Below are 25,470 nucleotides of genomic sequence, written 5' to 3'. Positions count from 1 at the left end.
ATGAATATAACTCTGGTGACTTTTTCAAAACATAGTTGTTCAATGTTTAAGAAAGGTTATAAACAAGTTAAGATTTCGGACAAAAAGCAGAAGGCTCTTTACGAACAAAAAGATCCCCGACTTCTTCAAGAAGTCGGGGATCTGCTCCTTTCGGTGGAGAGCAAATCAAATATGATTGCTATATCACTTTCTTGCATTAGCAAAATCGCTACAGCTTAATTAATAAATGAATGTTGAATCTAAGCTGTAATCATGTTTGGGCTAAATGACACTAGCAGAAAAAACGAAATCATTTATTGTGAGGCTCGTTGATGCAATTCCTACCAATGAAGCCAACTCTGTATTTCCGATTTTCACGATAGTGTCAGCACCCTGTTGCAATAGCCTGAGATTACTGAAGTTAATACCGCCCAGCCCAATTTTATCAATGCCTTCCGCAAAATCAGTCACAATGTTCTTGCTAGTTGGCAGACTGGCGTTAGCAATCCAAAATTGGTCAGCACCAGCACCGCCACTAAGGCGATTACCGCCCTGTTGACCAGCAAATAGCACATCATCACCATCGCCACCAAATAAGGAATCATTGACATTAGAGAAGAGTTTGTCATCCCCAGAACCACCGTAGAGGCGGTTATTGCTACCTTGGCTCTTGAGGGTGTCGTTACCTGAGCCACCGAAGGACAGTTGACGAGTTCCTTCAACTACTGTCAAAGTATCATTACCTGCTGCCCCAAACAAATGATTACCACTATTGGCTTCAACTACGGTAACTTTGTCATTACCAGCACCACTATCAGCAGTAGTATTGCTAGCAGGGCCATTTGTGCCAATAAAGACTTGATCGTTACCGTCCCCCGTGGACACTGAGGAGTTACTACCAATCACCACCGTGTCATCACCGCTTCCAGTCACGATTGTGTTATCTTTATTACCCTCTACAAAATCTGCTCCGTCACCTGTAAATAAGGTTTGATTTGGTTGAACAGTAATATCATCGCTGGTAGTGGAGCCAAACTTAATTTGTTCAGATTGAGGTTGACCTAAACCAGGAGCAAGATTGAGGGGATTATCCAGCTTCAACAGAATAATTTCATTGTTGTCTATGACTGGATTTTTAGGATCATTTCCAGGACGACCTGTAGAGAAGGGGTAATTGTTGTCATTAGCTACCAAAATGGTGTTTTTGTCAACAACTAAAACATTTTCAATGGTTTGGAATGGGAAGTCGAAGGTGGTTTTACCGTCCCCATTCAGGTCGTTGGGGTCTTTGATATTTAACAAATCTACAACTTCTTCTTTAGCTACATAGCCATTAGAATCTGTCTTAGACAAGTCTATTTTGTAAATCCTTTTAAATTTAGCCGCAGCCCCTTGATTGTTATCCCGTTCAATAACTAGGTACTCATTATCATTAATTACTGCTAAATCACCGATGGAATTTGACGGATTATCCAATCTGTAGTAGCGTAATTGGTCGCTGTATTTGTGGCTAGCTAAATCAAATTCGTTAATTCGCAAAGCACCAGGAGTATCGCCTTGAACCGTACCCTCTAGCAGCATATAGAGTTTGGTTTTGCTGGCGTTGATTGCTCCACCTTCAAAACCTTTGGAACTAGCTAAATTAGCAAAAGCATCTCCTGAGAGAACGTCGGGGTTTTGTGGCGATCGCACTACATTATACTTAGGATCGTCTCTGAGTTGATCCCGTACTCCATCGGCGATATCTGGGAAATCTGAGAAGAGTGCATCTACCCCTAATTGATAGAACTGCTGAATTTCTAGTGCTAGCTTGCCCTTATAATCTGCTGCTAAGTATTGATCTTCCGCCCGGAAGGTGTAAGGATGAACCTGCAACCCGGCATTGTGAGCATCTTGAACTAAGGTAGAGGGAGGTAATGTTGTTTTATCAGCATCATTGACTACTCCATCGCCATTGACATCATCGGCTTTGCCATCGCCATTAGCATCAGTACCTTTAACGCTAACAATCATCCGCTTCCAAGGGCCAATGCCATCGGCATAAGTGGCAACTTCAGCCAAACCTTCTGGTGTTCGCAAGTCGCCATAAGTGCGAGTGTCACCATTGACTTTCAAATCATAAGGCTGACTCTCGATTATTTTGCCGTTGATGTCAATGTCACTGGCATCTAAAAGTTGGATAAGTGGAATATCCACCCCTGCCGCTGGCATAATGCGATCGTGCAGTTCTTTAAGGTTACTCACTTCAAAGGACTGGATGAAAATGCGACTGGGGTTAGTAAAGTTATTTGCCTTCAGCGTATCGATTAATAACTGACTGATGTTTCTGTTGATTTTGTTCGTGGTTCCTACATAAGTAGCTTCTTTGGCAAAATAAGTCGGGTGCTTAGTTTCAGGATAAATGCCAATCTTTTTACCTGTATCGGCTTCTACTTGCTTAACTAAATCGATGATTTCCGTGAAGGTAGGAATTTCAAATTGATCGTCAAAGGAGTGATCTCGGAAAGGTAGACGTTCTTCGGCGCGTAAAGTCTTGATTTCAGCTAAGGTGAAGTCTTCAGCAAACCAACCTGTAATTGTGTTTCCATCTAAACTTACCGTTTTTTTGCGATCGGCAAACTCTGGATGCTTGTAAACATCTGTGGTTGTGTTGTTGAAATTAACAGTACCATCAGCGTTCAAAACTGCTAAAGCTGGCTCATGGCGAGCAATTAGCACACCATCTTTTGTAACTACCAAATCAGGCTCAATAAAGTCAGCGCCTCGTGCAATTGCTTGCTTATAAGACTCTAAGGTATGCTCTGGACGATAGCCACTTGCACCTCTATGACCAATAACTTTAGGTGCTTCTCCATCTAAAGTTTTGAATCGGTCAGGTGTAGCGATGGGAGCTTCTAATAACTTACCACTGGCATCAAAATGCAGCAGGTAAGGGCCAAACTCGTCTCCCACCCAGATTGTCCCGTCTTTATCAAATACGAATGACTCTACATCAAAGTCTGCACCAGTTAATAATCTTCCAGTAGTTCCTTCATTTACAATTTGGAAAGGAACTTTTTTGTTAGGGTCAGACAGTTGGATGTAGTCTAAAACTTTAACGCTGCCGTCTCCATTTTCTGTCCCTTTAAAATTTGGATCTACACGATTGATTCGCAGTAGAAAATCTGCACTATTATCTTTGCTACCGTAACCATTATCTGATAAAAAGTACAAAGAGTCACTGTTAGCAAATTGGACACCGCTAAAGCCTTGTATTGGCTGTCCTGGGAAAGGCCCCGTTCTGCCATTAGCTGAAACGTCTGCACCAGAAGCTGGCCCATCACTAAAGGTATCAGCAGGTAAAGAAGCAAAGCCGACTAACTCAATTGCCATAATTTAAAATGTTGGTGGGGTATTTGGATTTAACTGCATTACAGGCTATTGAAGTTCTCTCATTAATTGTGGGAAAAATAAATCATGAACTCAGGCTAGAAAACGGTATTACTGGTAAATTTCAGAATTACAAAAAATATAATTTTGGGACTTGCACCCTAAATTAATCAATTATTCAATTACGTCCGCAATTGCAAACTGCGATCTGTTTAGTCAACTACTAATTTGTGTTAGTGAGTAATGAGTCTAGAATCTGAGATTTAGAGAATAGTTTTCCAGGAGAAGATTAAGATAAGATAAAATTACATAGAAGAAATGATTAAGTATTTACATGAAAAAGAATACTTATTAAAACTTATACTGATAAGATTTTGAGATGATAAAGTCAGCCCCTTCCCCACGGGACGCTGCGCGAACGGGGAAGTCAAAAATCAAAAGTCAACATATTTATATTTTAAATGTAACTTAATGTGTTGACAATTATCAAAAGATAAAATTTGACTTTTTGCAGCTTGATTCTGCTAGCGATCGCATCAATTTTATCGTCAGTGTTTATATCATTTGTGAAAATATTTACAGCTAATGAAATGCTTAGATACCCGCTTTCTTAAAGAAGACGGGTATCTCATTGTTCAGGAATAATTTAGGATTGGAATGACGCTAGCAAACAAACTAAGCGACAACGCTAGCAGAAAAAACGAAATCATTTGCAGTCAGACTCGTTGAAATAATTCCTAGCAATGAAACCAACTCGGTATTTCCGATTTTCACCAAAGTGCCACTACATTGTTGCGACAGTGTTAGCTCACTAAATTGAGTTACGCCAACACCGCCAAGCCCGATTTTGTCAATAGCGATCGCAAAATCAGCCACAATGTTCTTGCTAATTGGCAGACTACCATTGGCAATCCAGAATTGATCGGCACCATCACCACCACTGAGGCGATTACCGCCCTGTTGACCAGCAAATAGCACATCATCACCATCTCCACCAAACAGGGAGTCATTGACATTAGAGAAGAGTTTGTCATCTCCAGAACCGCCGTAAAGACGGTTATTGCTACCATTACTCGTGAGGGTGTCGTTACCTGAGCCACCGAATAATGATTGACGAGAACCTTCAATTACTGTGAGGGTATCATCACCATTGCCACCATCAGCACTGGTATTTTGAGCCGGGCCATTTTGACCAATAAATATGCGATCGTTACCGTCATTCCCGAAAACTGAAGAGTCACTTCCTGCAAGCACTGTGTCATCACCGCTTCCAGCCAAGATTGTGTTATTTTTAGTACCCTCTACAAAGTCTGCTCCGTCACCGGCACTAAAGAATTGTCCTGGCTCAAGATTGACAGTATCGCTGTTGCTAGAACCAAAACCATTGGGGAAAGTAGGTATTTGGGCAACAGGATTACGGGGATCGTAACTAGTGGTGTCAATATTTAGAGAATCGGAGAAGGCATTGGCGATATTTTCCCAAGGCACTAGCTTAAAGTTAGAGTTGACATTTTCGCCATCGATAGTCTTAGCAGGTTCATTGGAGCCGTCTTGGGTGACAAATAAACCAAATGGGAAGTTAGGCCCCAGTGGGACGTTAATCACATCAGCCCCATCTGACTCTTGCACGCTGTCAATTGACCCATTGTTACCAATGGCAAAGTTACCCACGTATTCGTTGTTACCTTCACGAGTGTAGGCAACAAAGGTGCTATCACCTTGGCTGGATGCTAGCAGGTAGCCTGTGCCGTTTTTGCCGTAGTAGATGGTCAACCCTTCTGCGTCGTCGGTGAGGTGAGAACCACCCTCAAAACGAACGCGATCGATCAGCTTACCTGTTGTGCCACCGTTTGGTTCTGCCTGGAATTTCCAGATGCCCACATCTTCTTGGGCTATGTAGAGAAAGCCGGTTTGTTGGTCAACCACCATACCCTCTGTTTGGGGAGAACGCCCTGCTGTGGTGGGCGAGGGGATGGTGAACTCCCGCACCAGTTCTGCGCCAATTTGGCCATTACCTTTATCAATCAATTTGAACTGAGCTATGTCTCCAGTTTGGCGGCGACTGGTAAAGACATAGTAATCATTAGTTACAGGGCTACGGTATAAGGTAACACCGTAAGAACTGCGAGTTGATGCGGAATAGGGAGGTTCAAAAGGTGATGCTTGGAAGATAGTACTAATATTGCTATCGGTGATATTTTCCAGATATTGACCGGGAGTGGTGGGGTTGGGGTTAATTTTAAAGATTGCTAGTTTGTCGTTGTTGCGATCGCTAGCTACGGCAATATCAACAGATTGATTGCCTAATTTGAAACCGTATTGCAAGTCAATATTGTTGTAGCGAATGCCACCCGGATTAACTGTTTGCAACAAATTACCAGATAAGTCATAAACCCGCAGTCCAGCATTTTTCACTGAGGTTAATACTAAGCTATCAGCAGAGTTTGTGGCATTAACATAGATGGCAGGATCATCAGCATCAGCATTCTGATCTACAGCAGGTAGCGCTGGATCTTCATCATCAAATAAATTGGGACGAGTTTCTACTGTGGGTGCAGCAGTAGGAACTAAGTCTGCATCCAAAGTGAGAATTTGGGTAAATTGACTTTGGCTGAAGTTATTATCACTTACCAGCACAATCGACTGGCTACCATCTGCTAGTTTTGGCCCAAAGGTAATACCCTCAATGTTATCTGTACCGTTAGGCAAGTTTAAGTCATTTAAATTCAACAGCAGACGTTTTTGAGCGGGTTTGATAGTAGCTAGTTGTTCAGCACTCAAATTATTGAGAGAATCGAAAAAACTAATGTCAGTTGCACCTTGCAAAGAAACTTCGTAGATTTTAATGGTATTGCCTACACCTTCGGCAAAGGAACGTTCTAACGCCAGTAAGGTTCCCCGGTTATCGATCGCTAGTAAATCTGTCAAACCATTGTTACTGGAACCTGTGCTAGGGTTCGGCGCTTGAGCGATAGCATCGGTGATGTAGAGGTATTCTTTTTCTGGTTGTCCACTAACCAGATTGTATTGCAGAATTCGAGAAGGGCTGCCACTGGTGAGTGAAGCCTTTAATCCATCTTGAGAGAGCGCGTTTTCAGTGTCCGTGAATAAGGTTTTCTGGTCGGGCGTGATAGTGAGGCTTTCAAATGCCAAATTATTGTAAACGCCTGATATCTGCGTATCACCTGCATCGATAATACCGTTGTTGTTGGTATCTTCAACTACTGGTAAGAATTTGGTGGGAATAAGTAAAGATCCTACTTCTTGCCCTGTTGTAAGGGAAAATTCCTTAATAAAGGGATTGGTAACACGACCAGCAGTAGGATTGACTTCGCCCTCTGAAGAGATGAAAACATTACCATTGTTAGTTAAAGCAATGCCTTCTGGGTCAAGGCTATTGAGTGCAAAGAAGTTACCATTGCTATCTTTCAGTGGTGTAACATTCGTAAAATTCACTCCAGAATCGCCAGCAGTGAAGGTATAAAAACGAGCAGGGGCAACTTGAGAGCGATCGTCTGAAATAGAGTAGTAGCGGTTGTTAACAGCATCGTAGGTGACACCAGATAATCCACCCACTGGAGTCTGTACCCCATTCACAGTTCCCGCCGCGCCAGTCGGAATAAAACCAGTAACGAAAGTAGATTGCCTCTGAAATCCTAGACGGGGAATGGTTTTACCTGGTTCAGTTGGCCCAGTTTGCACATCTTTAAATACTAAGCGATGGTCAGAACTGGGGAAAGGAAAAGTACCTACCAGGGGAAATGTTGGGTCGGTATTTAGTGGCCAAAATACTCCTGAGTTAACAATTGTCAAGTCAGTGGAGGGTAGCACGTAGTCAGTCCGCAGGTTTCCGGGAGTCGTATCAGCAAAGTCTGCGGTATCAAAACTAGGATTCCCTTTTTGGCTAGTGTTTGCACCACTTTGTAAGTCTGCTTGTTGGGAGCCACCCAGACTGGTAGGGATGACATTAGTATTGATATTGGGATTTTGCAACAGTTGGCGAATAGCGTTGTCAAAACTATCACCATCCAACGGATCTGCATTTTGATCGCCCACAATCACAAAGCTTGACCCAGCAGCAATACCGCCTGTTTTTCCCTCATCATCGTAGATGTAATTGCCTTTACCAGGAGTAATATAGTCTGCCCAAAAGCGGATTTCATCGTGGTTGCGCTTACCATTGCGGTCTTCCGGGCCATCAAAGGTTGGGGGTGTGGGGTGGCTGGCGAGGACATGAATTGTCTCGCCGTTTACCTTAATTGGTACATCCCAATGACTCTTGGAGGAGAGACGTAAAACTTTCAGTTCGTCCTGAGAATACCAATCATTTGGCTGTGATGTTGTAGGATCATCGGGAAGCAAAGCATTGGGCATATCCTTCCAGAGAAAGTTTTGGAAGGTGCGGACGTTGGCAATGTCGATGGGATATTTGGATAAAAGCAACATTCCATATTGACCAGGAAAATTACCGAATCCAAAGGCATCATCGCCATATCCCGGTTCGCCTGGGGTTGTAACTGCCGCACCGTTGTTATTCAAGTCAAAACCAGAGGCAATACCCGTGTTGGAAGGAGCAATGTAAAAATAAGGGTAATCAACAGGAGTTGCACCATTCTGGCTGACTGCAAGGTAATTTTGCTTGAATAACTGAACTGCTTGCTGGGAGTAGTCAAATTCATTGATCAGCAGTACATCCGGGTTGTTACGCTGGATAATTTCCGCAACAGCTTTTGCTTGAGCATTGTCAGGCGTAGACAGATCGGTTACTAGCTGACCTGTTGCGTTGCGATTCAAAGAAGCATTGAACTGAGAAAAGCGAACTGTGCTTGTAGTTATCATAAATTACTGAGATAGATTCCAGACATTGAACAAGAGGCAAGAGAGCAAGGAGGATAGAAAATCACCCTGCGCTTAGGCATTAGACATCTATGCATTAGGTAAAATTTTGACGCGATCGCTTTGAAGTTTCCTTAAAAGCGTAAACATGCAGTGGCTTGTCGTTAAACATCGCTTGAATCTGCATTAAACAAATACAAAGCCAGTATCGGTTGCCAAATTTGTCTTTAGCTTTAACCCATCCTCAACAACAGCAATTAACTCTATTCTGTTGTTGGTAAAAATGCCGACAGCAGACTTTTTACTAGACACGCCTGATATAGACGCTAGTGAGTAATTGCTAGCAACTCCCTTGAGTTCAATCTTGTCCTTGTTCTTAAAGCTGGCAATATCGGCATAGTCACCATTACCGGAACTGGCATAAAAAACTGTTCCAGAAGTGATATCCAGTTCAGTTAGACTTCTAGTGTTTCCATTGCTAGAACACCGATACAGTAATCGGGGAACAAAAGCTACCCAATCGTCGGGTCTACCCCCAGTATTGATACTTACAAATGCAATGTTGCCAGAATTAAATGCCATATCTAAGACTCCTTGATAAATTAATGATGATGCCCAAAAGGCTTAATTCACTTCGGAATATCTGTTGAGTATCGCTACTTTAGCCAAAGGCATTGGCCTTGGGATTTATCCAAAGTTGTCTTTTGTAACAGTTCAAAAGCGATCGCTATGCCCACCACAACCACGATAATTAGTGGGGCGATCGCATCCCATAATCACAAAAGGATGGATGCAAAAACTTAATTCATCCAAAAATTGACTACTATATAGTCAAAAAAATTACATATTTTAGTAGTATTAATCCATATTCAGCAACCTCAAACTATCTCGGTAACATTAAGAAACCGCTAGCAAAAGGTTAAAACAACAAATATTTGCTATGGTATCTCGCCTGCCTATAAAAAAGGCGGACAAGATGCCCGCCCCACAATAAGTAGTTGGATATTTTTATTTGAAAGTAATTTTGTATTAAAAAGTACTACTGTCTATCGAAAATTACCAGGATTTAAGCGAACAGAGTTAGGCTGTGACTGACGACGAATTGCTACTCCACTCCGCAAATTATTTCCAGTACCGCCATCTTTGCGATCGAGGAAAGGTTTTAGATTAATCCTACTTCTAGATGAACTAACCCGACTATTGCCACCGCCTAGAAGTGTGCGTCCTAAATTATATAATTCATTGCCTCCACTACTGCGATCGCCATAGGTGTTAACAGCTATAGTTTGTTGTCCACTGTCAGCAGTAGTCAAGTTCTGGAAAATACTATTGCGGATAACATAGGGGTCTTTCCCACGCGGTACTGTCAGCACAATTCTACAGGTTGGGTTAGCTTCTGTTGTGACGCAGACAATATTTTCGTTATTTTCTGTTGCTGTCTGGAGTTCTTGTAAGCCATCTGGACGATACTGTTCTAAGCGACTGGCAATTGCTGTACAACGTCTTTGTGCGTCCCAACCACCGCCCAAAGCCGCAGGTGCAGCCCAAGCAAAGTATTGCCCTGGTTGACTTTGTGGCTGATACATAACTGTATACTGACCATTGTAAGTCTGACAGGTAAACCGAGTTGTACCGTCAGCTGAGGGTGAAGTTGGTATACCTGTTGACGTGTCTATTGGTGTTGATGTGTCTGTTGGTACTGATGACCCACCTGATGGTACTGTTGGTACGACAACGCCATCGCCAGTAGAATTATATTGCGCCATTGCTACGGAATTGCCCAGACACAAAGATAAGCCAAGACTACCCAAAGATATCAATCGAAGCAGTTGTGATGGCATAAATTCATCCTCCAGCAGAAATAGGTAGGGAACTGATAATTTTAGTGACGAATAATTCTCTGTTTTGATTCACAAAAACGCTATTTTTTTTCCTCTCTTGCTTTTTTCTCTGCGAGTAGCTTTTTCACCCGTGCTTGAATTTCTAGATGACGCCCCACTCCTTCATAGGCGTAACGGTTGTAGCTATTACGGGTAATGAGGTTTTCTAAATAACTAACTCGCTCTTTACCGCCTGGGTACGAAGATAACCAACTAGGAAGAGCATTTTTTTGCTGTTTTTCTAGCGTCACCATTAAGTTACGTAAACTATCAGCAGCGTAGCCAGTGGCAACAATTAGGCGTGTGCCGAGATTATCTGCCTGACGTTCCATGTCGCGGCTGTAACTAAGTGCAAAGAGTTGACCGATAGTGCCGCCCAGAGCAGTTCTGTTGAAGATTTAGGTTCACCGAGTTGGGTTGTCATAAACACCCCTTTTTATTGATTTGTCTTTATTTTATCGGCGATCGCAGTTATTTTACAACGTCGCTGTCTTGGATGCGATGCCTACGGCGGTTAAAGCCAACGCACAGAATTAAAAAACAAAAAACCCCGGCGAAACTAACCGAGGTAAGAGAGAGAGGTACGAATGACGATGAGATATAGCGATACCGAAATCTAAAAAATCTTAGCTAACACTAAAACCAATCAAAACTATAGTTGTGACAATTAAAGTTGCAAAAAGAGCCTGTAAAACATATTTACGTTGTTCCCAAATTGCCGGGTACTGGGCGTAGTACATCTTGGGTTCAGCTGCGTAGTTATTGATAATGCCGTCTTCATTTACTGTGGTATACATAGTTTTTTTTCTTTTTTGTTTGTTTATGTAACTAAATTTAACAATATTGTTACAAAACGTCAAGAGGACTTGACAAAAAAAGTCTGATGGTTTTAATAAAATTTGCTTATCAGGCATCAGAGATTTAGGCGAAACTGCTCCAGCCGCCGAAAGCACCATACAAAGCAAAAGAGTAGAGACGCGTTAGCGTAACGATTTCGTGTCTCTACTAGTAATCGCATTTAGCGCTTGTAATATTGCAATCATTTTTGGATGAAGTAAAATCTACATCTAATTCTTCATCACCGCATCCAAAAGCACATTAGCATCAAAGCGGACTACATCTGTGCAAGGTAGCCCAGTTTCTGCTATTGTTTGAGCGATCACATCCTCTGCCGCAGACTGATCTAAATGGGCTGTGTTAAGAGCTATACCAACTACAGGAACACTTCCAAAAGCACCACCAGCACTAGCAACAGTTTCATAAAGCCGAATCACTTCTGGTAAAGGTGGAATTAGTACATGGGGATGATTACGTACATGAACTTGTCCCGCACGATGTGCTAACAGCAGTTGGGTTGGTTGCGAACCACGGATTAGGGGTAAGGTTGCCGTTGAACCAGGGTGTAGCAGTGAACCTTGTCCTTCAATGTGCAAAATGTCGTGGTTTTTGCCATAGCGCATAACTATCTGTTCCACAGCACCGGCGGCAAAGTCTACGCGCACGGCATCTAAAGCTACGCCGTCCCCTTCTAACATCACTCCAGTTTGACCGGTGGCGAGGAATTTAGAACGCCAACCTCGCTGTTTTGATGCCCAATGTAACTCTAGACTAGTTGACATTTTACCGATCGCCATGTCGGTTCCCACTGTCAACACCCGCCGACAGGAAAGGGTACGTGCCATTCCACTAGCAACACTTATATTAGGTGGCTCTTTGCGTACATCCCAAATTACTTGCCCTGGTTTTAACAGTGCATTTAACTCTGGTATGTTCGCCATTGGTGTATGTAAACCATTTACCAGCGACATTCCAGCTTCTAGAGCGCTTTTGATTTCCACCCAGTAATCATCTGGTACAGCACCACCTCCTGGAGCAATGCCAATTACCAAGACTTCTGGCTTGTATTCAAGGGCTGCGGCTACCGATGCTACTATTGGCACATCACGCTTGATATTTGTTAATTCTGATAGGGATTTGCCAGTACACTGGCGATCGATTACAGCTACGATTGGGGCTTCACTATAACGTAAAATTGCTAGCCCTGTTTTGCCGTGATGCCCAGTAATTCCTTCATGTAGCAAGATAGCTACTCGTTGATTAAGTGATAGACGCACTGTGTTGTACCCCCAAACCTGGTAAATCGTTTGGCAAAACTTTTCCTTCTTTTAGCAATGCACCCGTAAAGGGATCATCGATTAAATTCAGGTGACTGTCTAAATCTAGATAATCAGCTAGTGGCGCTAGTTGTAATGCTGCTGTATTAGCTAGCGAACTGTCAGAATAACAACCGAACATTACTTGCAACCGATATGCTCGCGCTGTATGTACCATTCGCATTGCTTCGGTTAGTCCCCCTGATTTCATCAGTTTGATATTAATACCATCCACGTAGTTTGCTAAATGAGGAATATCGGAGCTTGTGAAGCAACTTTCATCGACAAAGATGGGCAGGGGAGAGTGTTCTTTGAGTTTTGCTAAATATTTTTCCTGCCCCCGTGGCAATGGCTGTTCTACATATTTTATACCTAAATTAGCTAGCCAATTGCACATTGCGATCGCATCCTCCAAGCTCCAACCACCATTAGCATCAACGAAAAATTCTAGTAATGGTGCTTCTTCTCGCACTGCTAAGAGCATTTTTTTATCTGCATCTATGCCATCTGGACTACCTAGCTTCACCTTGAAAAGGCGGACATCAGTAAATTGTAACCAGTCTCGCGCTCTCGCCCTAGCTCCTTCAGGCGAATTAATCCCAATTGTGACAGAAGTCGGTACTATTGTGTTGCGATCGAGTCCCCAAATTTGCCATAAGGGTAATCCTACGCGCTTACCCAACCAATCGTGCATTGCCATATCTAACGCCGCTCTTGCAGCAGAAGGAACCTGGTTTTGTGTTAAAACTTGCTCAATTTCCTGTCGCTGTAAGGGGCTGAATGCTTGCAATAGCGGCACAATTTGCTGTAGGGCGTCTTTGATTGCATCAGTTGATTGTCGATGATTACCCACGCCAAATGGTGATGCCTCCCCCCAGCCTTCGATGCGATCTTGTGAAATTCTCACCCATACATTAGTTGTCTGTGCCGTTGTACCTCGACTAATAGTCAACGGAAACCTTTTGTTGACTGTAAATAAATTTATATTTATTTGCATATTTGTTATACATCTTATGTTATGAAAGCCAGTGTAAGTTCAAAGTTTAGATTCTTAGATGTATCTGTTATACTTTTTTACATTCATTGCTTAATGACTAAAGGTTTTATACATTACTTTTATTTATGAACGACTTAAAAAAATGGAAGATTTTAAACTCAAAAATGGTTTTAGATCATCCTTGGTGTCAGGTGAGGCAAGATGAAATAGAATTACCCAATGGTAAAATTATAGATGATTATTTTGTCAGCATTAAGCCTGACGTTGCGATGGTTTTACCTATTACTAGTAAGAAAGAGATAATTTTTGTCCGGCAATACAGACATGCCGTAGGTGAATTTTTCTTAGAACTACCAGCAGGGAGTTTTGACCCCACAAAAGAAAGTGCAGAAGTAGCGGCAATCAGAGAACTTACAGAAGAAACTGGTTATATTCCCCAAGAATTTAGAAAAATTGGAATTTTATACGATAAGCCGAGCAAAGATACGAATCAAATACATTTATTTTTAGCAGAGAATGTGAGCAAAGTTGGAGAGCAGCAACTGGATATTACAGAAGAGATTGAAGTTGTATCAATTCCTGTAGAATCAGTTTTAGATAAAATTATTCAAGGAGAGATTTCTGTTGCAGGAACTATAGCGGCTCTCTTCTTAGGTTTAAAGTTTATCAATTCTCAATAATCAATATAGCTTTTTTGGCTTTAACAATAATAATGCTTGAGACAGGTTTAAACTTTGCACCATTTGGCATTGATACGCGATTTCCCTGGCACAATTTTTATAAGTCCTTTGTTCCGCAACCTATAAAAAATATTTTTCATTACTGTACCTGATTCGATCCCAGTCACTTGTCGAGCAATACGATTATCTATTTCTTCATGATCTACAAGATAGTCTATAACTAGTTGCTCATACTTTCTTACACCTACTGTTCCTAATCCAGCAAAGTAGTAGTTATAGTTTGGATCACCTAGAATGATTACTCCTAGAGTTTTTGCAGATTTTCATAATGCTGATGCTGAAGGGCGTTTGCGTTTGAACTGTATTGGTACAATCGAAGACTTGGCGAATCAAAGTATTGAGCTACGAGATGGGCAGTTACTCACTATATATAGCGAGGATTTTGAAGTTGATGGAGTGGTGCAGTTCTCCGAAGAGGAGAAGTTGTGGGTTGCTGACATTGATTGGGAGCGAATCTGACAAGTTGAAGATTTTGTTGTGCAGGCACAAGTTTGAGTATGCACGCCACCTAACCTAATTTTTTAGTTTTTTATCTTGCCCATTGCTGCAAAATATAAGCATAAAAGGCCTCTTTATTTACCTTATCCATTGCATAGATTTTTCGACCACCAGAAACTACTTTAGTCCGCCCTTGACTAAGACCAGTGGTGATAATTTCTGTTTCCCATTCGCGCAATTGATAAAATTCTGGATGTCCCAGATAAGCTGTTGCTAAGACATCCCAGAAATAATAATCTTGGGGGATAACTAGTGCATAACATTGTCCGGCTAAATCAGAAATGGGATAGTGGCGTTGTCGTCCCATTTTGTATACTAACTCCGATGTGACTGGGACATTGTTAGTTAAATCCAAAGGACACATAATAATTTCAATTTGGGTTTGCCATACCCGTGCTGCTGAAATTGCGTCCCAATAAACATTCCATTCGGCAGAACCATCTTGTCCCGCTTCCAGACTTTTTTCCACATTACCACCAACATTTAATGCTCCCCCCATCCACACAATTTTGTGAATCTTGGCTTCAATATCGGGTGCTTTATCTAGAGCCACTGCAACCGTGGTCAACGGGCCAGTTACCATCAACGTTACGGGGTTTGATGCCTCCCGCAAGACCTGTATCATGAAATCTTGACCTGTTTCGGCAACCAAAGGCGTAGTGATGGTTTCGCTTTGATTGAGAATGGGGAGATGGTCAACGATAAACGAATCACGGCGATAGAGAGTAGGAAATGGATTGATACCGCGCACAGTACTTTCTGCTACTGGGATATGAGAAAATCCCATCAAATCTATAATTTTACGTGTGGCGCTAACAGCTGGTTGAATGTAGCAATCTGCTGGAGTGACGACAACACCAAGGAGTTCAATATGATCCATCGTCAACAGCAACATAGTTGCTAAATAATCATCTACGCCGCCATCGTGATCCATTAATACTAGTTGTTTTGTCATAAAAGGAGAATTAAGATGGATGAGTTTATGGAAGCTGCTATTCAAGAAGCAAAACAAGGCAGACAAGAAGGTGGAATTCCCATTGGTTCGGTTCTCGTCAAGGATGGGAAAATTCTCGGCAGAGGACATAATAAACGTGTGCAAGACGCAGATCCTGTCACCCATGCGGAAATTGATTGTCTCCGCAATGCTGGGAGAGTTGGCAGCTACAGAGGTACAACACTTTATTCAACTTTAATGCCGTGCTACCTCTGCGCTGGGGCAGTGGTGCAATTTGGGATTAAGAAAGTCATCGTCGGAGAATCCAGAACTTTTCCTGGTGCTAAAGAATTTATGGTATCTCACGGTGTGGAAGTAATTGATCTTAATCTTGATGATTGTGAACAAATGATGAGTGAGTTTATTGAAATTAACTCCGAACTTTGGAACGAAGATATCGGTAATTAGTTAGGAGACGCGATTAATCGCGTCTGTACAAAAGTTGCCGATGTCTCGGTGACTTTTGATAGGATAATTATGGTAGGAGCGATCGCTATCTAAAAAGTCACCAAGCTTTTAACTCAGGCAAAAAAGTTACCTTCACACGGACACTCATCACTCCTAACCTAGCAAAAGTGTGCTGTTATTATCAATCAGCCTCAGAGTTGCATTAGTAGCCATACCGGGGTTTGGCTGCGCTAATGCACCATAGGACTGAATGTAACGCCGCACTTCTAGGGGAAAGTGGGGGTAATCTAATATTGCATCACCATTGGCAATAGTTGCCCAAAACTCGCGCAAACTAGGAGCTAATTCTTTTGCCTGTGATAATGGTAAATTTAATGGAGAGTGAGTTAGTAGCTTGATCAGGAAGGGAAAAGAGCGATCGCCCATCCACTGCCGTGATGACTGTTGCAAGTCGGGGAAATCAGGCACTGACTCAACCCGATGAGATATAATTTGCAACGATTCTTTACCTTGGTTATCCCGATGAAACTCTAGCACCCGATAAGGGTGAGGATAGCTTACTAAAGAGCCAGTGGTAATATCATATACTCCATCTGAGTAAGCAATATCTTGAACGTGCAAATGCCCCGTAAATACTAGTTTGACTCCGTAGCGCCTTAGCAACTGCAATAGTTCTGTTGAATTGGACAACATATAGCGATTTGCTAGTGGATGGCTCGATTGATTGGGTAAATGCTCCACTACATTATGATGCACCATTACAATAACTAATTCATTAGCAGATGCCGCCAGCACCTCTTCTAACCACTGTAGCTGTTTGGCATCCAAACACCCCACTTGCTCACCTTGGTCATTAAAGGAGTTAGAATTTAGTCCAATCAGCTTAACTCCAGGCAATAACTGACGAATATAGTACATCTGTTGTGGATCTTCATAGCCATACTTCGTGTAATAGTAGGGAAAATCCGCAAAAGCAATTGATTGCTGATCAGCTAACAGCACAGGAACGTCATGATTGCCAGGAACAACATAGACGGGAAAAGGTAGCTTGGCTAAACATTGTTGCAACCAGGCGTGGTTTTCTGGTTCGCCGTGCTGGGTTAAATCTCCTGGCAATAGCAAGAAATCTAAATCGAGTTGTGTTAAATGTTCTAGTACACTTTTAAATGCCGAGATACTGACTTCTACTAGGTGAAATCGATTGGGATGATCCCAGATTGTGTGGGGAAGTGCCAGGTGTAAGTCACTGACTACCGCAAAGCGAAAATTGAGAGTCATTGATTTATGAAAATGTTAAAAGCAGAGGTTAAAACAAGCCTTTTTCCAAAAGTATAACGCTTGCTTTGTTTCGCTGCTCAGGAGTGCATTTACTTAACATTTGTATACATTGAGCAGAGATTACACGCTATGCTGACAATTAATTTTAAGGCTGAATATAACTATTAATCTGCAAAAATTATCAGAAATTTGATTGCTAAAACCCGGAAGTCAAACGCTCAGTTATTCCGGTTCTCGACTCGATATTTCTAAAAGGCGCTTCAACAAATTTTCTGTTTGTTGAGCAGTAGATAGCTTTTCTTGCCTATCGCTTGTTCAGCATAGCGAGCAATCTTGGATTAGTTATTAAGAATAAGAAAAAGTACTGCCACTGAGGTTGCCAATTCGGTTATCATAGTGTTTGGCGATGAATTTACCTACTAGATCATCAGACTTGATAACCTTATTTGAATTCTGTTGGGGTGTGTCAAAGTTACAAGCGATCGTGCTGTAGTCTACTGTGGTCGTGGCATGGCTAGAGTTATCGTTGTAAATGCCACCACCCTTGCCAGACTCTTCTTTACCAGAACTAAGTTCGATCCCGAAAGCTTTATTGTGCTTGATAGTGCTGTTGCCCACCGTTAGGATGCCCTCATTGTAGATGCCACCGCCAAGGTGTGCCTGATTGCCATTAATGGTGCTATTTATCAGCGTAAAAGTGCCTACAAAGCTGGAGGTCTGCATAATGCCGCCGCCGTATAACGCAGTGTTGCCACTAATGGTGCTGTTACTCACGGTTATAATATCGCTACTGCTGTTGATGCCGCCGCCGCCGTATGACCTGTTGCCACTAATGGTGCTATTACTCACGGTTATAGTCTCGCTACTGCTGTCGATGCCGCCACCAAATGACGCAGTGTTGCCACTAATAGTGCTGTTATTCACCGATACTAATACAGTACCATTGGTGTTGATGAGAGTACCACTGCTGTCGATGCCGCCGCCAAATAACGCAGTGTTGCCACTAATGGTGCTGTTGTTCACGGTTATAGTGTCGCTACTGCTGCTGCTGATGCCGCCGCCGTATGACGCAGTGTTGCCACTAATATTGCTGTTATTCACGGTTATAGTGCCGTCAACGTTGTTGATGCCGCCGCCATCCACTGCTGTGTTGCCAGTAACGGTGCTGTTGTTCAGTGTGAGGCTGCCGCCATAGTTGTTGATGCCGCCGCCATTGTCTGCTGTGTTGCCAGTGATGATGCTCTTGTTCAGTGTGAGGCTGCCTCCAATTTCAATGGAGATGGCACCGCCTCCTCTCAGCCTCTCGATTATATCATTTGAGAGGCCACCGACTCTTCCGGCTTCATTGTAGTTGTCATTGTAGCTATTGGTAATAGTCAGCCCATTGATTGCAGATGTTACACTATTGCCGATGTCAAACACACGGTCAGCAGTATCATCCTTAATAGTTAGTAAGCTGGGATTTGTACCTTGAATGGTCAGGTCATCTGTGATACTCAGACCACTACCAGTTAGACTGATAGTATGAGCCAGCCCATCAGTAAACAGTCCACCAAAATTGATCATGTCTTTTCCTGTTAGGGCATTGGCATCTAGAACTGCCTGCCGTAGCGAACCTAGACCACTGTTGTTAGTATTAGTGACGGTAAATGTAGACATTGCTCTTACTCCAATTTTTTCTTCTGTTGTATAAAATTGATATCCAGACTCATGTTGATATTATTACGAATATGTAAGCATTTTTTCTACTGCTCACCCGTAGTGAGAGGTCAAATTGAAAAACTGCGATCGGATTGCTAACCCCAGATTTCTCAAGACAATTTTCAAAACCTTATAAAATCTGGCATTGCATAAATGCGAGATGAACTTGCGGGTGAAACCATTGATAATTGGTTCCAAATTGGGCGAAATCATCCCATGATTCAGCAACGCCTAAAATCTAAATTCCACGTTTTCACACTGCATCAAAAAATAACTCATTAAAAATGCCCGAATGCTCCCATGTTTATCGTCTAGTGGTCTGTCAAATTCATTTTGACGATTAGGGAGACGCAATAAATCGCCGTCTCTACAGGAAATCTATCCGTCAATTATTTCTTGACAGACTACTAGTGCGGCGGAAATAAAGCACGCATTAAACAGCCAAAACCTTGCCCTTATAACTCACATTCCGCACTTCAATTAGCGTAAACTGACAGTTAGGGAACTCCAAAAAATAAATTATCCCAATTTCTGGACTCAACACTACTGTTTTTCCCCCTGGTCCCTGCCCCCTGCTCCCCTGCCCTAAATGCGATGGGATATTTTTTTAGTTGGAAGTCCCTTAATGGGTAATAATTCAATAGTGTTAGCGGCACGAAATACAATCGCTTTCTTTGTTGGATTCTCTGCTACTCCCGTTTTCGGTAAAATAACTTAGCAGATCAGCAAGGAACAGGTTCAGGATCATGGCTCAAGCTAGTATTGGGATTATTGGTGGTAGTGGTCTGTATAAAATGGACGCACTCAAAGATATAGAAGAGGTGCATATCCAAACCCCCTTTGGTTCACCATCTGATGCTTTGATTTTGGGGGCTTTGGATGGTACAAGGGTAGCTTTTTTGGCGCGTCATGGGCGCAATCACACGCTGTTACCCTCTGAGTTACCGTTTCGCGCTAATATCTATGCGATGAAGCAATTGGGTGTGAAGTATTTAATTTCAGCTAGTGCTGTGGGTTCCTTGAAGGAAGAGGCGAAACCACTGGATATGGTGGTGCCAGATCAGTTTATTGACAGAACGAAAAATCGAATTTCAACGTTTTTCGGTGAGGGAATTGTTGCTCACATTGCTTTTCGCGATCCAATTTGTAAGAACTTGGCTAGTGTGTTGGCAGATGCGATCGCATCTCTCAATTTACCAGAAGTTACTCTCCATCGCGGCGGTACTTATGTGTGCATGGAAGGGCCAGCTTTTTCTACCAAGGCGGAATCGAATCTTTACCGCAGTTGGGGTGCAACAATCATTGGGATGACAAATTTACCAGAGGCGAAGTTGGCAAGGGAAGCCGAAATTGCCTACTCAACTTTAGCGCTGGTGACAGATTATGATTGTTGGCATCCAGACCATGACAGTGTGACGGTGGAATTGGTAATTGGCAATTTGCTGCGGAATGCTGTGAATGCTCAAAAAGTGATTCAAGAAACTGTGCGGCGGTTAAGTAAAAATCCACCGCCGAGTGAGGCGCATTCGGCGTTACAGTATGCAATTTTGACTCAGTTGGATAAAGCACCAGCGACGACGAAGGAAAAATTAGGGTTATTGTTGCAGAAGTATTTGTAATATAAGAATTCAGAATCCAGAATTTATAAGACTTGGAAACCCCAATTTTATAATTTGAAAAAAATTAAGCAGCCTTACTACCCTTGATTTGCCAGCCATTCTGATTTCTAATTTTTGTACAGACGCGATTAATCGCGTCTCCTGAATTCTTACAAAATAACTAATGACAAATGACAGACAAGACCTCGCTGATATAATACCCATCTATGTTTGATAACGTCTGTCGCTTTATTAGCAGAGTCATTTTCAGCCGATTTCGCCACCTGGTTACTTGGCGAATCTATTGCACTTACCCAACTCAGTCCATCAGAATTATCCCTCGAACCGATTCGAGCAGATGCGTTAATTCTGTTACAGTCAGATGAAATTGTTCTGCATATCGAATTTCAAACCGAAGCAAAAACCGAAATTCCCTTTCGGATGACTGATTATCGATTAAGGGTGTATCGCAGATTTCCCCAAAAGCGGATGCATCAAGTTGTCATTTACCTGCAACCCACAACATCTGAATTAGTCCAACAGACAGCTTTTGTTTTAGAAAATACCCGTCATGAATTTGGAGTCATTCGTCTTTGGGAACAACCAAGTGAGATATTTTTAAATACTCCTGGTTTGTTACCGTTTGCAACCCTCAGTCAAACTGAGGATAAAACGCGAACATTACAACAGGTTGCTGAAGCTATTGAGCAAATAAACGATACCCGAACACAAAGTAATATTGCTGCGTCAACGGCAGTCAAATCTTAGGGTTAGTATTAAACAAGGAACTGATTAAAAGGTTATTACGGAGTGATGCTATGCGCGAGTCTGTAATTTATCAGGATATCCAGCAGGAAAAAGCTTTATCGATTGTTATCCGACTACTTCGCCGTAAAGTCGGAACTGTTCCACCTGCACAGCTATTGAAAATCCAAGCTTTAGACTCAACACAGTTGGATAATTTAGCAGAAGCTTTACTTGATTTTTCGAGTTTAACTGATTTAGAAGCTTGGTTAGCGCAAAATCAAGGTTAGTACAGCAGAATTGGGGAATTTTCCGAGTCAGAATAGTTACTTAAATTAGAGTAACAGCGATCGCTACTACGGGCGTAGCTGTGGCACTATTATCTGAAATCATACAGGCGATCGCTCATTACTAAAATCTCTTTGTGTCTCCCCGTCTTTACCTTGCTAAGGAACTCTTTGGCATCGCATTTCCTGAGGTAGTTCGATATTTGTTAAAATTATGTAACATTAGCATAAATTTTCAGTGAAATTACTGTAATAACTTTTAATTAATATGTCAGTTGCTGTACTATTCTGATGTCATGCTACGGTTAAAAAGTTAATTTATATGACATTTGCACAAAAGTTACCAGTGTCTATGCTTGGTGCAGCTTTAATTGCCTTGGGCACAGGGCAAATAGCGCAAGCAGTACTATTAGTTAAATCAGAGTCAGCTGTGGTAAATCTTGATGCCAAAGAAGTTTTATTTACTATAAATTTTAATAGAGCGCCGGACTTTTTCACAGTTGATGAATTTGATAGACAAGCCGACTCTTTCCAATACTATGTTGAAGCAGATGGGGAATTCCCTATATTTAGAGGCTCTCCATACTATAGTGAACTTGAGTCAATTATTCGCGGAGAAGAGATTCACGTTGCAGGTGATATTCGGATACGTGATGTCTTCTCAGTTGGCCCATCGGAACCAAATTCAGGAGGCTGGGGTAACATCCGTGGTTCAGTACCATACAGCCTTGATGGCACTGTGCTGAAATTTTCAGCACCTCTGCAATTTATTGGTGATTCAGACGGTTTGTTTAGCTATCGGTTAGAGTTGTACGAGTTTGGCGGCTGGAATGGCCTTACAAACGAAAATAAGTCTACTATTGCCAGTGTTCCCGAACCTAATTTTGCATTGGGTGCATTAACTTTTGGAGCATTAAGTTTAGGCTTACGGCGCAAGCGTAAACATAAATTAGCTCCTAGTCCTGTAAATCAATATGGTTCAGTTAAGGCTTAATTTCCTAACTCATTAAAAAAGGGAGAACTATACCAATACTCTTCAGTAGAGACTTTGCAATGCAACGTTTCCAAAATTAACGTAAGCTAGTTTTAACACCTCGCCATCCGTGCAAAATCGGCATAATAAACAATCCCCACGCCAAACCCGTAATTAACCCAAAAGGCGTAACCAGATAGTTATTAAAACTCCACAAATCGAAAATCTGTGCTGCTAATTCCAAAGGATAAGCCATCATTAGCACACTAGCTAAAGCCACACCACTCCAGCCATACTGACTTAACCAGTAAAAACCATTACCACCAGTTACCCCATACAACAGACGAGTAATCAGCAAGCCCGTTACAGTACCGTAGCACCGCATACACACAGCCATAATAAACGGTGGTGCTAAATCTAACCCCATATCTGGTTGCGGACATACATGATTACCCATGAAATAAATGATGTCCGCAATCCCAGGAAGCAAAGACACTCCAGACGCAGCCAAAAAGGGAGCGATAGGTGGGCCAAAAACCATCCCTACCAACAAGAAATCAGCAATCAAACTAACCCAATTAACCTGCAATTCAATGAAAGCTACTCTTGTCATTTTCCTTTCTTTGCGTCCTTTGCGTCTTCGCGGTATCCTGCGGGAAGCCCTACGGGTTCGCCAGTTCCTTTATGCCGGGGAACCCGTCCACCGGACTGGCTCACCGTTTTACGTCTACGTTCTCCTAACCTACCTTATTAACATAAGGACTTGTCAACTTATCCAACTGCTGAATCAACAGACTCAAGAATAATCCCACATCTGTCACTACACCCACCGATTCCACAGAACCGCGATCGCTTAACTTAGTTACCACAGCTGGATTAATATCCACACACACCATTTTCACCCCCGCCGGAGTCATATTTCCTACGCCAATGGAGTGCAGCATCGATGACAGCATCAAAATCATCTCCGCACCTTCTAAGTGTTTTGCATATTCCTCCTGTGCTTGAATCAAATCCATTACGGTATCAGGCAAAGGCCCGTCATCCCGAATCGAACCCGCAAGCACAAAAGGTACATTATTGTGGACACACTCATACATCACGCCACTTTTAATTGCCCCCGCCTCTACAGCTTTGGGAATGCTGCCATAACGGCGGATACTATTAATTACCTTCAGGTGATGGCGGTGTCCACCATGCACAGCGATACCCCGCTTCATGTCTACACCCAAGGAAGTGCCCATGATATTTTGCTCGATATCGTGAACTGCGATCGCATTACCACCGAGCAACGCTTGCACGTATCCTTCCCGAACCAGTTGCGCCAAATGTTCACCGCCACCAGTGTGAATCACCACCGGGCCAGCCGTGACAACTACCTTACCACCAGCATCGCGGATTTTTCGCAATTCCCAAGCTACTTGCTCAACAACCAATTCCACGCGCCGTTCGCTGGAAACCCCTGCCGACATAAAGCTGAATTCTTGGGTGCTGCGGAGTTCGCGCGATTCAGTTTTGCGGATGGTGCGGATACCTAGCACGTCTACAATTACCTGTTCGCCAACTTTTAAATCGCGTAGTATTTTACACCGAGCAACAAAGCCATTGGTAGTTTTAGTAATTGCGATCGCGCCATCCATCCGTTGATTTTCCACCTTCACCCACTGGCCATTAATTCGGACTTCGGTGGGATAAATTGTACTAACGTAGAAATCATCAGGTGCAACGCCGTCTTGAATTACCGGCTCCAGTTTCGCGTCTCGCTCATCATGGGGTAAATCTACAGCACCCAAATCAATCAACATTGAGATGATTTCTTCCATCACCTCATGGGATGGCGCTGATACCCTAACCTCTGCGGCTGAGGTACTTTGGCGCTGTTCTCCTAAGTTAAAATTTAGGACTTTGAAGCTTCCTCCAGCGTCTATAATCAAATCCAAAGCGCGGTTAATTAAGCCTGCATCGAGCAAGTGTCCCTCCATGCGAATGACACGGCTTTCTACCGAGACATTGGCATGAATTTCATCTCTAACTGGTTCTGTTACCCGCAAAGTTAAACATTTAGCCGCACCGCCAGCTTTGAGAAATTCGGTAAGCGGTGTTTCCAGCACTTGGAAACCGGCATCTGCAAGGCGGGTTTTCAAAACATGACTCGCCTTGTTCATGATGACGATGCTATCTACATTCACCGCATTACAAGCGAAGTTGACTGCATCAGCCTCTTCAAGTGCAATTCGCTTTTCGGGTGCGACTCGCATTTCGATTAAGCGGTTGGAATAAGAATCAAAAGCGCCTGGATAGTATAGCAAATAGCCATTTGCTAGGGGACAAAAACAGGTATCCAAGTGATAAAAACGTTCGTCTATGAGTCGCAGGGATAGCACCTCAATATCCAGCCATTTAGCTAAATAAGGGTGAGAATCTAATTCTGAGCGGAAACCGTATCCCGCCCATAACCAGCGTCCTTCTCGATCCAGCAGTGCGTCCCCTGCTCCCTCAAAGGGCAAATCTTTGGGAAGTTCATTAACTGTATAACCATTTGCCTCAAACCATTGTTTGAAGAAAGGCTCCTCTCCCTGACGTTCTTTGTGCAAAAAGCGACTGAGGACGACATTAGTCCCCAGTACTAAGCCAGCGTTGGCAGTAAAAACCAAATCTGGCCAACCTTTTTCAGGTGGTACTAAGTCTACAATGGCGTGTTGTTTAAGGATCTGGTGTAGTCCCTGCCACTGTTCCACGGCGCGATCGCGCGATGACTTGTGAATATTCCCTTCCATCCAAGGATTAATCACATAGTCTACATCGTAGTGGTCAGGAGGGCACATCAAAAAGCGAATACGGGAAGTCATAAAAATCTTACAAGCGTTTTATATACTAGCTTATTTGGGATACAGATTTTCGATTTACTGACATTCGGTAGAATCTGTTACTAGAGCTTCTATCTTTTGATAGTTGAAGGCTTTACAAAAGGTTCACTATTAATTCTATTACTGGAAGATGGTAATTGGTCATTAGTCATTGGTCATTAATATTCT

Annotated in this window: 19 protein-coding genes and 2 pseudogenes; 8 read left to right on the top strand and 13 right to left on the bottom strand. The window is 42.6% G+C overall.

The annotated features are described in order from the left end of the window. Window positions 1-219, top strand: coding sequence for a hypothetical protein (locus V7K25_RS10970; protein WP_335157753.1), 219 nt, complete (start codon window positions 1-3; stop codon window positions 217-219). Between the two features lie 42 nt (window positions 220-261). Here V7K25_RS10970 and V7K25_RS10965 read toward each other — a convergent pair whose 3' ends face one another. The 8 genes and pseudogenes from V7K25_RS10965 to V7K25_RS10930 form a co-directional block, all read right to left on the bottom strand. Then, window positions 262-3,354 carry an esterase-like activity of phytase family protein gene (locus V7K25_RS10965; RefSeq protein ID WP_335157920.1) on the bottom strand — a complete coding sequence of 1,031 codons (3,093 nt, stop codon included), beginning with the start codon at window positions 3,352-3,354 and terminating at the stop codon, window positions 262-264. A gap of 669 nt (window positions 3,355-4,023) precedes the next feature. After that, window positions 4,024-8,187: a phytase gene (locus V7K25_RS10960; RefSeq protein ID WP_335157751.1), complete on the bottom strand. Its 4,164-nt coding sequence runs from the start codon at window positions 8,185-8,187 to the stop codon at window positions 4,024-4,026. A gap of 183 nt (window positions 8,188-8,370) precedes the next feature. After that, window positions 8,371-8,766, bottom strand: a complete 396-nt coding sequence (locus V7K25_RS10955; RefSeq protein ID WP_335157749.1) for a hypothetical protein — start codon at window positions 8,764-8,766, stop codon at window positions 8,371-8,373. A 464-nt stretch (window positions 8,767-9,230) separates the two neighbouring features. Then, window positions 9,231-10,025, bottom strand: a complete 795-nt coding sequence (locus V7K25_RS10950) for a COP23 domain-containing protein (protein WP_335157747.1) — start codon at window positions 10,023-10,025, stop codon at window positions 9,231-9,233. An 80-nt stretch (window positions 10,026-10,105) separates the two neighbouring features. Beyond that, window positions 10,106-10,444 (bottom strand): annotated as a pseudogene (locus tag V7K25_RS10945) (M48 family metalloprotease); the annotation flags it as partial. A gap of 246 nt (window positions 10,445-10,690) precedes the next feature. Then, the gene (gene psb34 / locus V7K25_RS10940) at window positions 10,691-10,861 is read right to left on the bottom strand and encodes a photosystem II assembly protein Psb34 (RefSeq protein WP_335157745.1); all 171 of its coding nucleotides are present in this window, start codon (window positions 10,859-10,861) and stop codon (window positions 10,691-10,693) included. 270 nt (window positions 10,862-11,131) lie between these two features. Next, window positions 11,132-12,178 (bottom strand): DUF1611 domain-containing protein, encoded by a 1,047-nt coding sequence (locus V7K25_RS10935; protein ID WP_335157743.1) that lies wholly within the window; start codon window positions 12,176-12,178, stop codon window positions 11,132-11,134. Further along, window positions 12,162-13,214 (bottom strand): dipeptide epimerase, encoded by a 1,053-nt coding sequence (locus V7K25_RS10930; protein ID WP_335157741.1) that lies wholly within the window; start codon window positions 13,212-13,214, stop codon window positions 12,162-12,164. Before V7K25_RS10930 ends, V7K25_RS10935 begins: the two co-directional genes overlap by 17 nt. 125 nt (window positions 13,215-13,339) lie before the next feature. Between V7K25_RS10930 and V7K25_RS10925 the strand changes: the two genes are divergently transcribed. Beyond that, complete coding sequence (locus V7K25_RS10925; RefSeq protein WP_335157739.1) at window positions 13,340-13,894, top strand: NUDIX hydrolase; 555 nt, start codon at window positions 13,340-13,342, stop codon at window positions 13,892-13,894. 294 nt (window positions 13,895-14,188) lie between these two features. Continuing rightward, window positions 14,189-14,413, top strand: coding sequence for a hypothetical protein (locus tag V7K25_RS10920; RefSeq protein ID WP_335157737.1), 225 nt, complete (start codon window positions 14,189-14,191; stop codon window positions 14,411-14,413). A 70-nt stretch (window positions 14,414-14,483) separates the two neighbouring features. Here the strand turns inward: V7K25_RS10920 and V7K25_RS10915 are convergent, their stop codons facing one another. Beyond that, window positions 14,484-15,407, bottom strand: coding sequence for a nucleoside hydrolase (locus V7K25_RS10915; RefSeq protein WP_335157735.1), 924 nt, complete (start codon window positions 15,405-15,407; stop codon window positions 14,484-14,486). A gap of 15 nt (window positions 15,408-15,422) precedes the next feature. Between V7K25_RS10915 and V7K25_RS10910 the strand changes: the two genes are divergently transcribed. Next, on the top strand, window positions 15,423-15,854 hold the full coding sequence (locus tag V7K25_RS10910) for a nucleoside deaminase (protein ID WP_335157733.1): 432 nt from the start codon (window positions 15,423-15,425) through the stop codon (window positions 15,852-15,854). 153 nt (window positions 15,855-16,007) lie between these two features. Here the strand turns inward: V7K25_RS10910 and V7K25_RS10905 are convergent, their stop codons facing one another. Together V7K25_RS10905 and V7K25_RS10900 are read right to left on the bottom strand one after the other, a co-directional pair. Further along, a complete protein-coding gene (locus V7K25_RS10905; protein ID WP_335157731.1) occupies window positions 16,008-17,132 on the bottom strand; it encodes a metallophosphoesterase family protein in 1,125 nt (374 codons plus the stop codon). Window positions 17,133-17,477: 345 nt separating this feature from the next. Further along, entirely contained in the window at window positions 17,478-18,791 is a 1,314-nt protein-coding gene (locus tag V7K25_RS10900) for a hypothetical protein (RefSeq protein WP_335157729.1), read from the bottom strand. Window positions 18,792-18,986: 195 nt separating this feature from the next. On the opposite strand from V7K25_RS10900, the gene V7K25_RS10895 reads away from it, so the two are divergent. The 4 genes and pseudogenes from V7K25_RS10895 to V7K25_RS10880 all read left to right on the top strand — a co-directional run bounded on the left by V7K25_RS10895 (window position 18,987) and on the right by V7K25_RS10880 (window position 22,456). Continuing rightward, window positions 18,987-19,115: a hypothetical protein gene (locus tag V7K25_RS10895; protein ID WP_335157727.1), complete on the top strand. Its 129-nt coding sequence runs from the start codon at window positions 18,987-18,989 to the stop codon at window positions 19,113-19,115. Between the two features lie 464 nt (window positions 19,116-19,579). Next, window positions 19,580-20,452 carry an S-methyl-5'-thioadenosine phosphorylase gene (locus tag V7K25_RS10890; RefSeq protein ID WP_335157725.1) on the top strand — a complete coding sequence of 291 codons (873 nt, stop codon included), beginning with the start codon at window positions 19,580-19,582 and terminating at the stop codon, window positions 20,450-20,452. A gap of 206 nt (window positions 20,453-20,658) precedes the next feature. After that, window positions 20,659-21,465, top strand: a pseudogene (locus V7K25_RS10885) (Rpn family recombination-promoting nuclease/putative transposase). Between the two features lie 319 nt (window positions 21,466-21,784). After that, a complete protein-coding gene (locus V7K25_RS10880; RefSeq protein ID WP_335157723.1) occupies window positions 21,785-22,456 on the top strand; it encodes a hypothetical protein in 672 nt (223 codons plus the stop codon). 76 nt (window positions 22,457-22,532) lie between these two features. Here the strand turns inward: V7K25_RS10880 and V7K25_RS10875 are convergent, their stop codons facing one another. Continuing rightward, window positions 22,533-23,048, bottom strand: a complete 516-nt coding sequence (locus V7K25_RS10875; RefSeq protein WP_335157721.1) for a DUF2085 domain-containing protein — start codon at window positions 23,046-23,048, stop codon at window positions 22,533-22,535. Between the two features lie 124 nt (window positions 23,049-23,172). Continuing rightward, window positions 23,173-25,284: a bifunctional arginine dihydrolase/ornithine cyclodeaminase gene (gene argZ, locus V7K25_RS10870; protein WP_335157719.1), complete on the bottom strand. Its 2,112-nt coding sequence runs from the start codon at window positions 25,282-25,284 to the stop codon at window positions 23,173-23,175. Window positions 25,285-25,470 lie beyond the last annotated feature (186 nt).

Source organism: Nostoc sp., assembly GCF_036919495.1.
GTDB lineage: Bacteria > Cyanobacteriota > Cyanobacteriia > Cyanobacteriales > Nostocaceae > Nostoc.
Note: the sequence above shows the minus strand (reverse complement) of the source record. Positions and strands in the feature narration are given on the sequence as shown.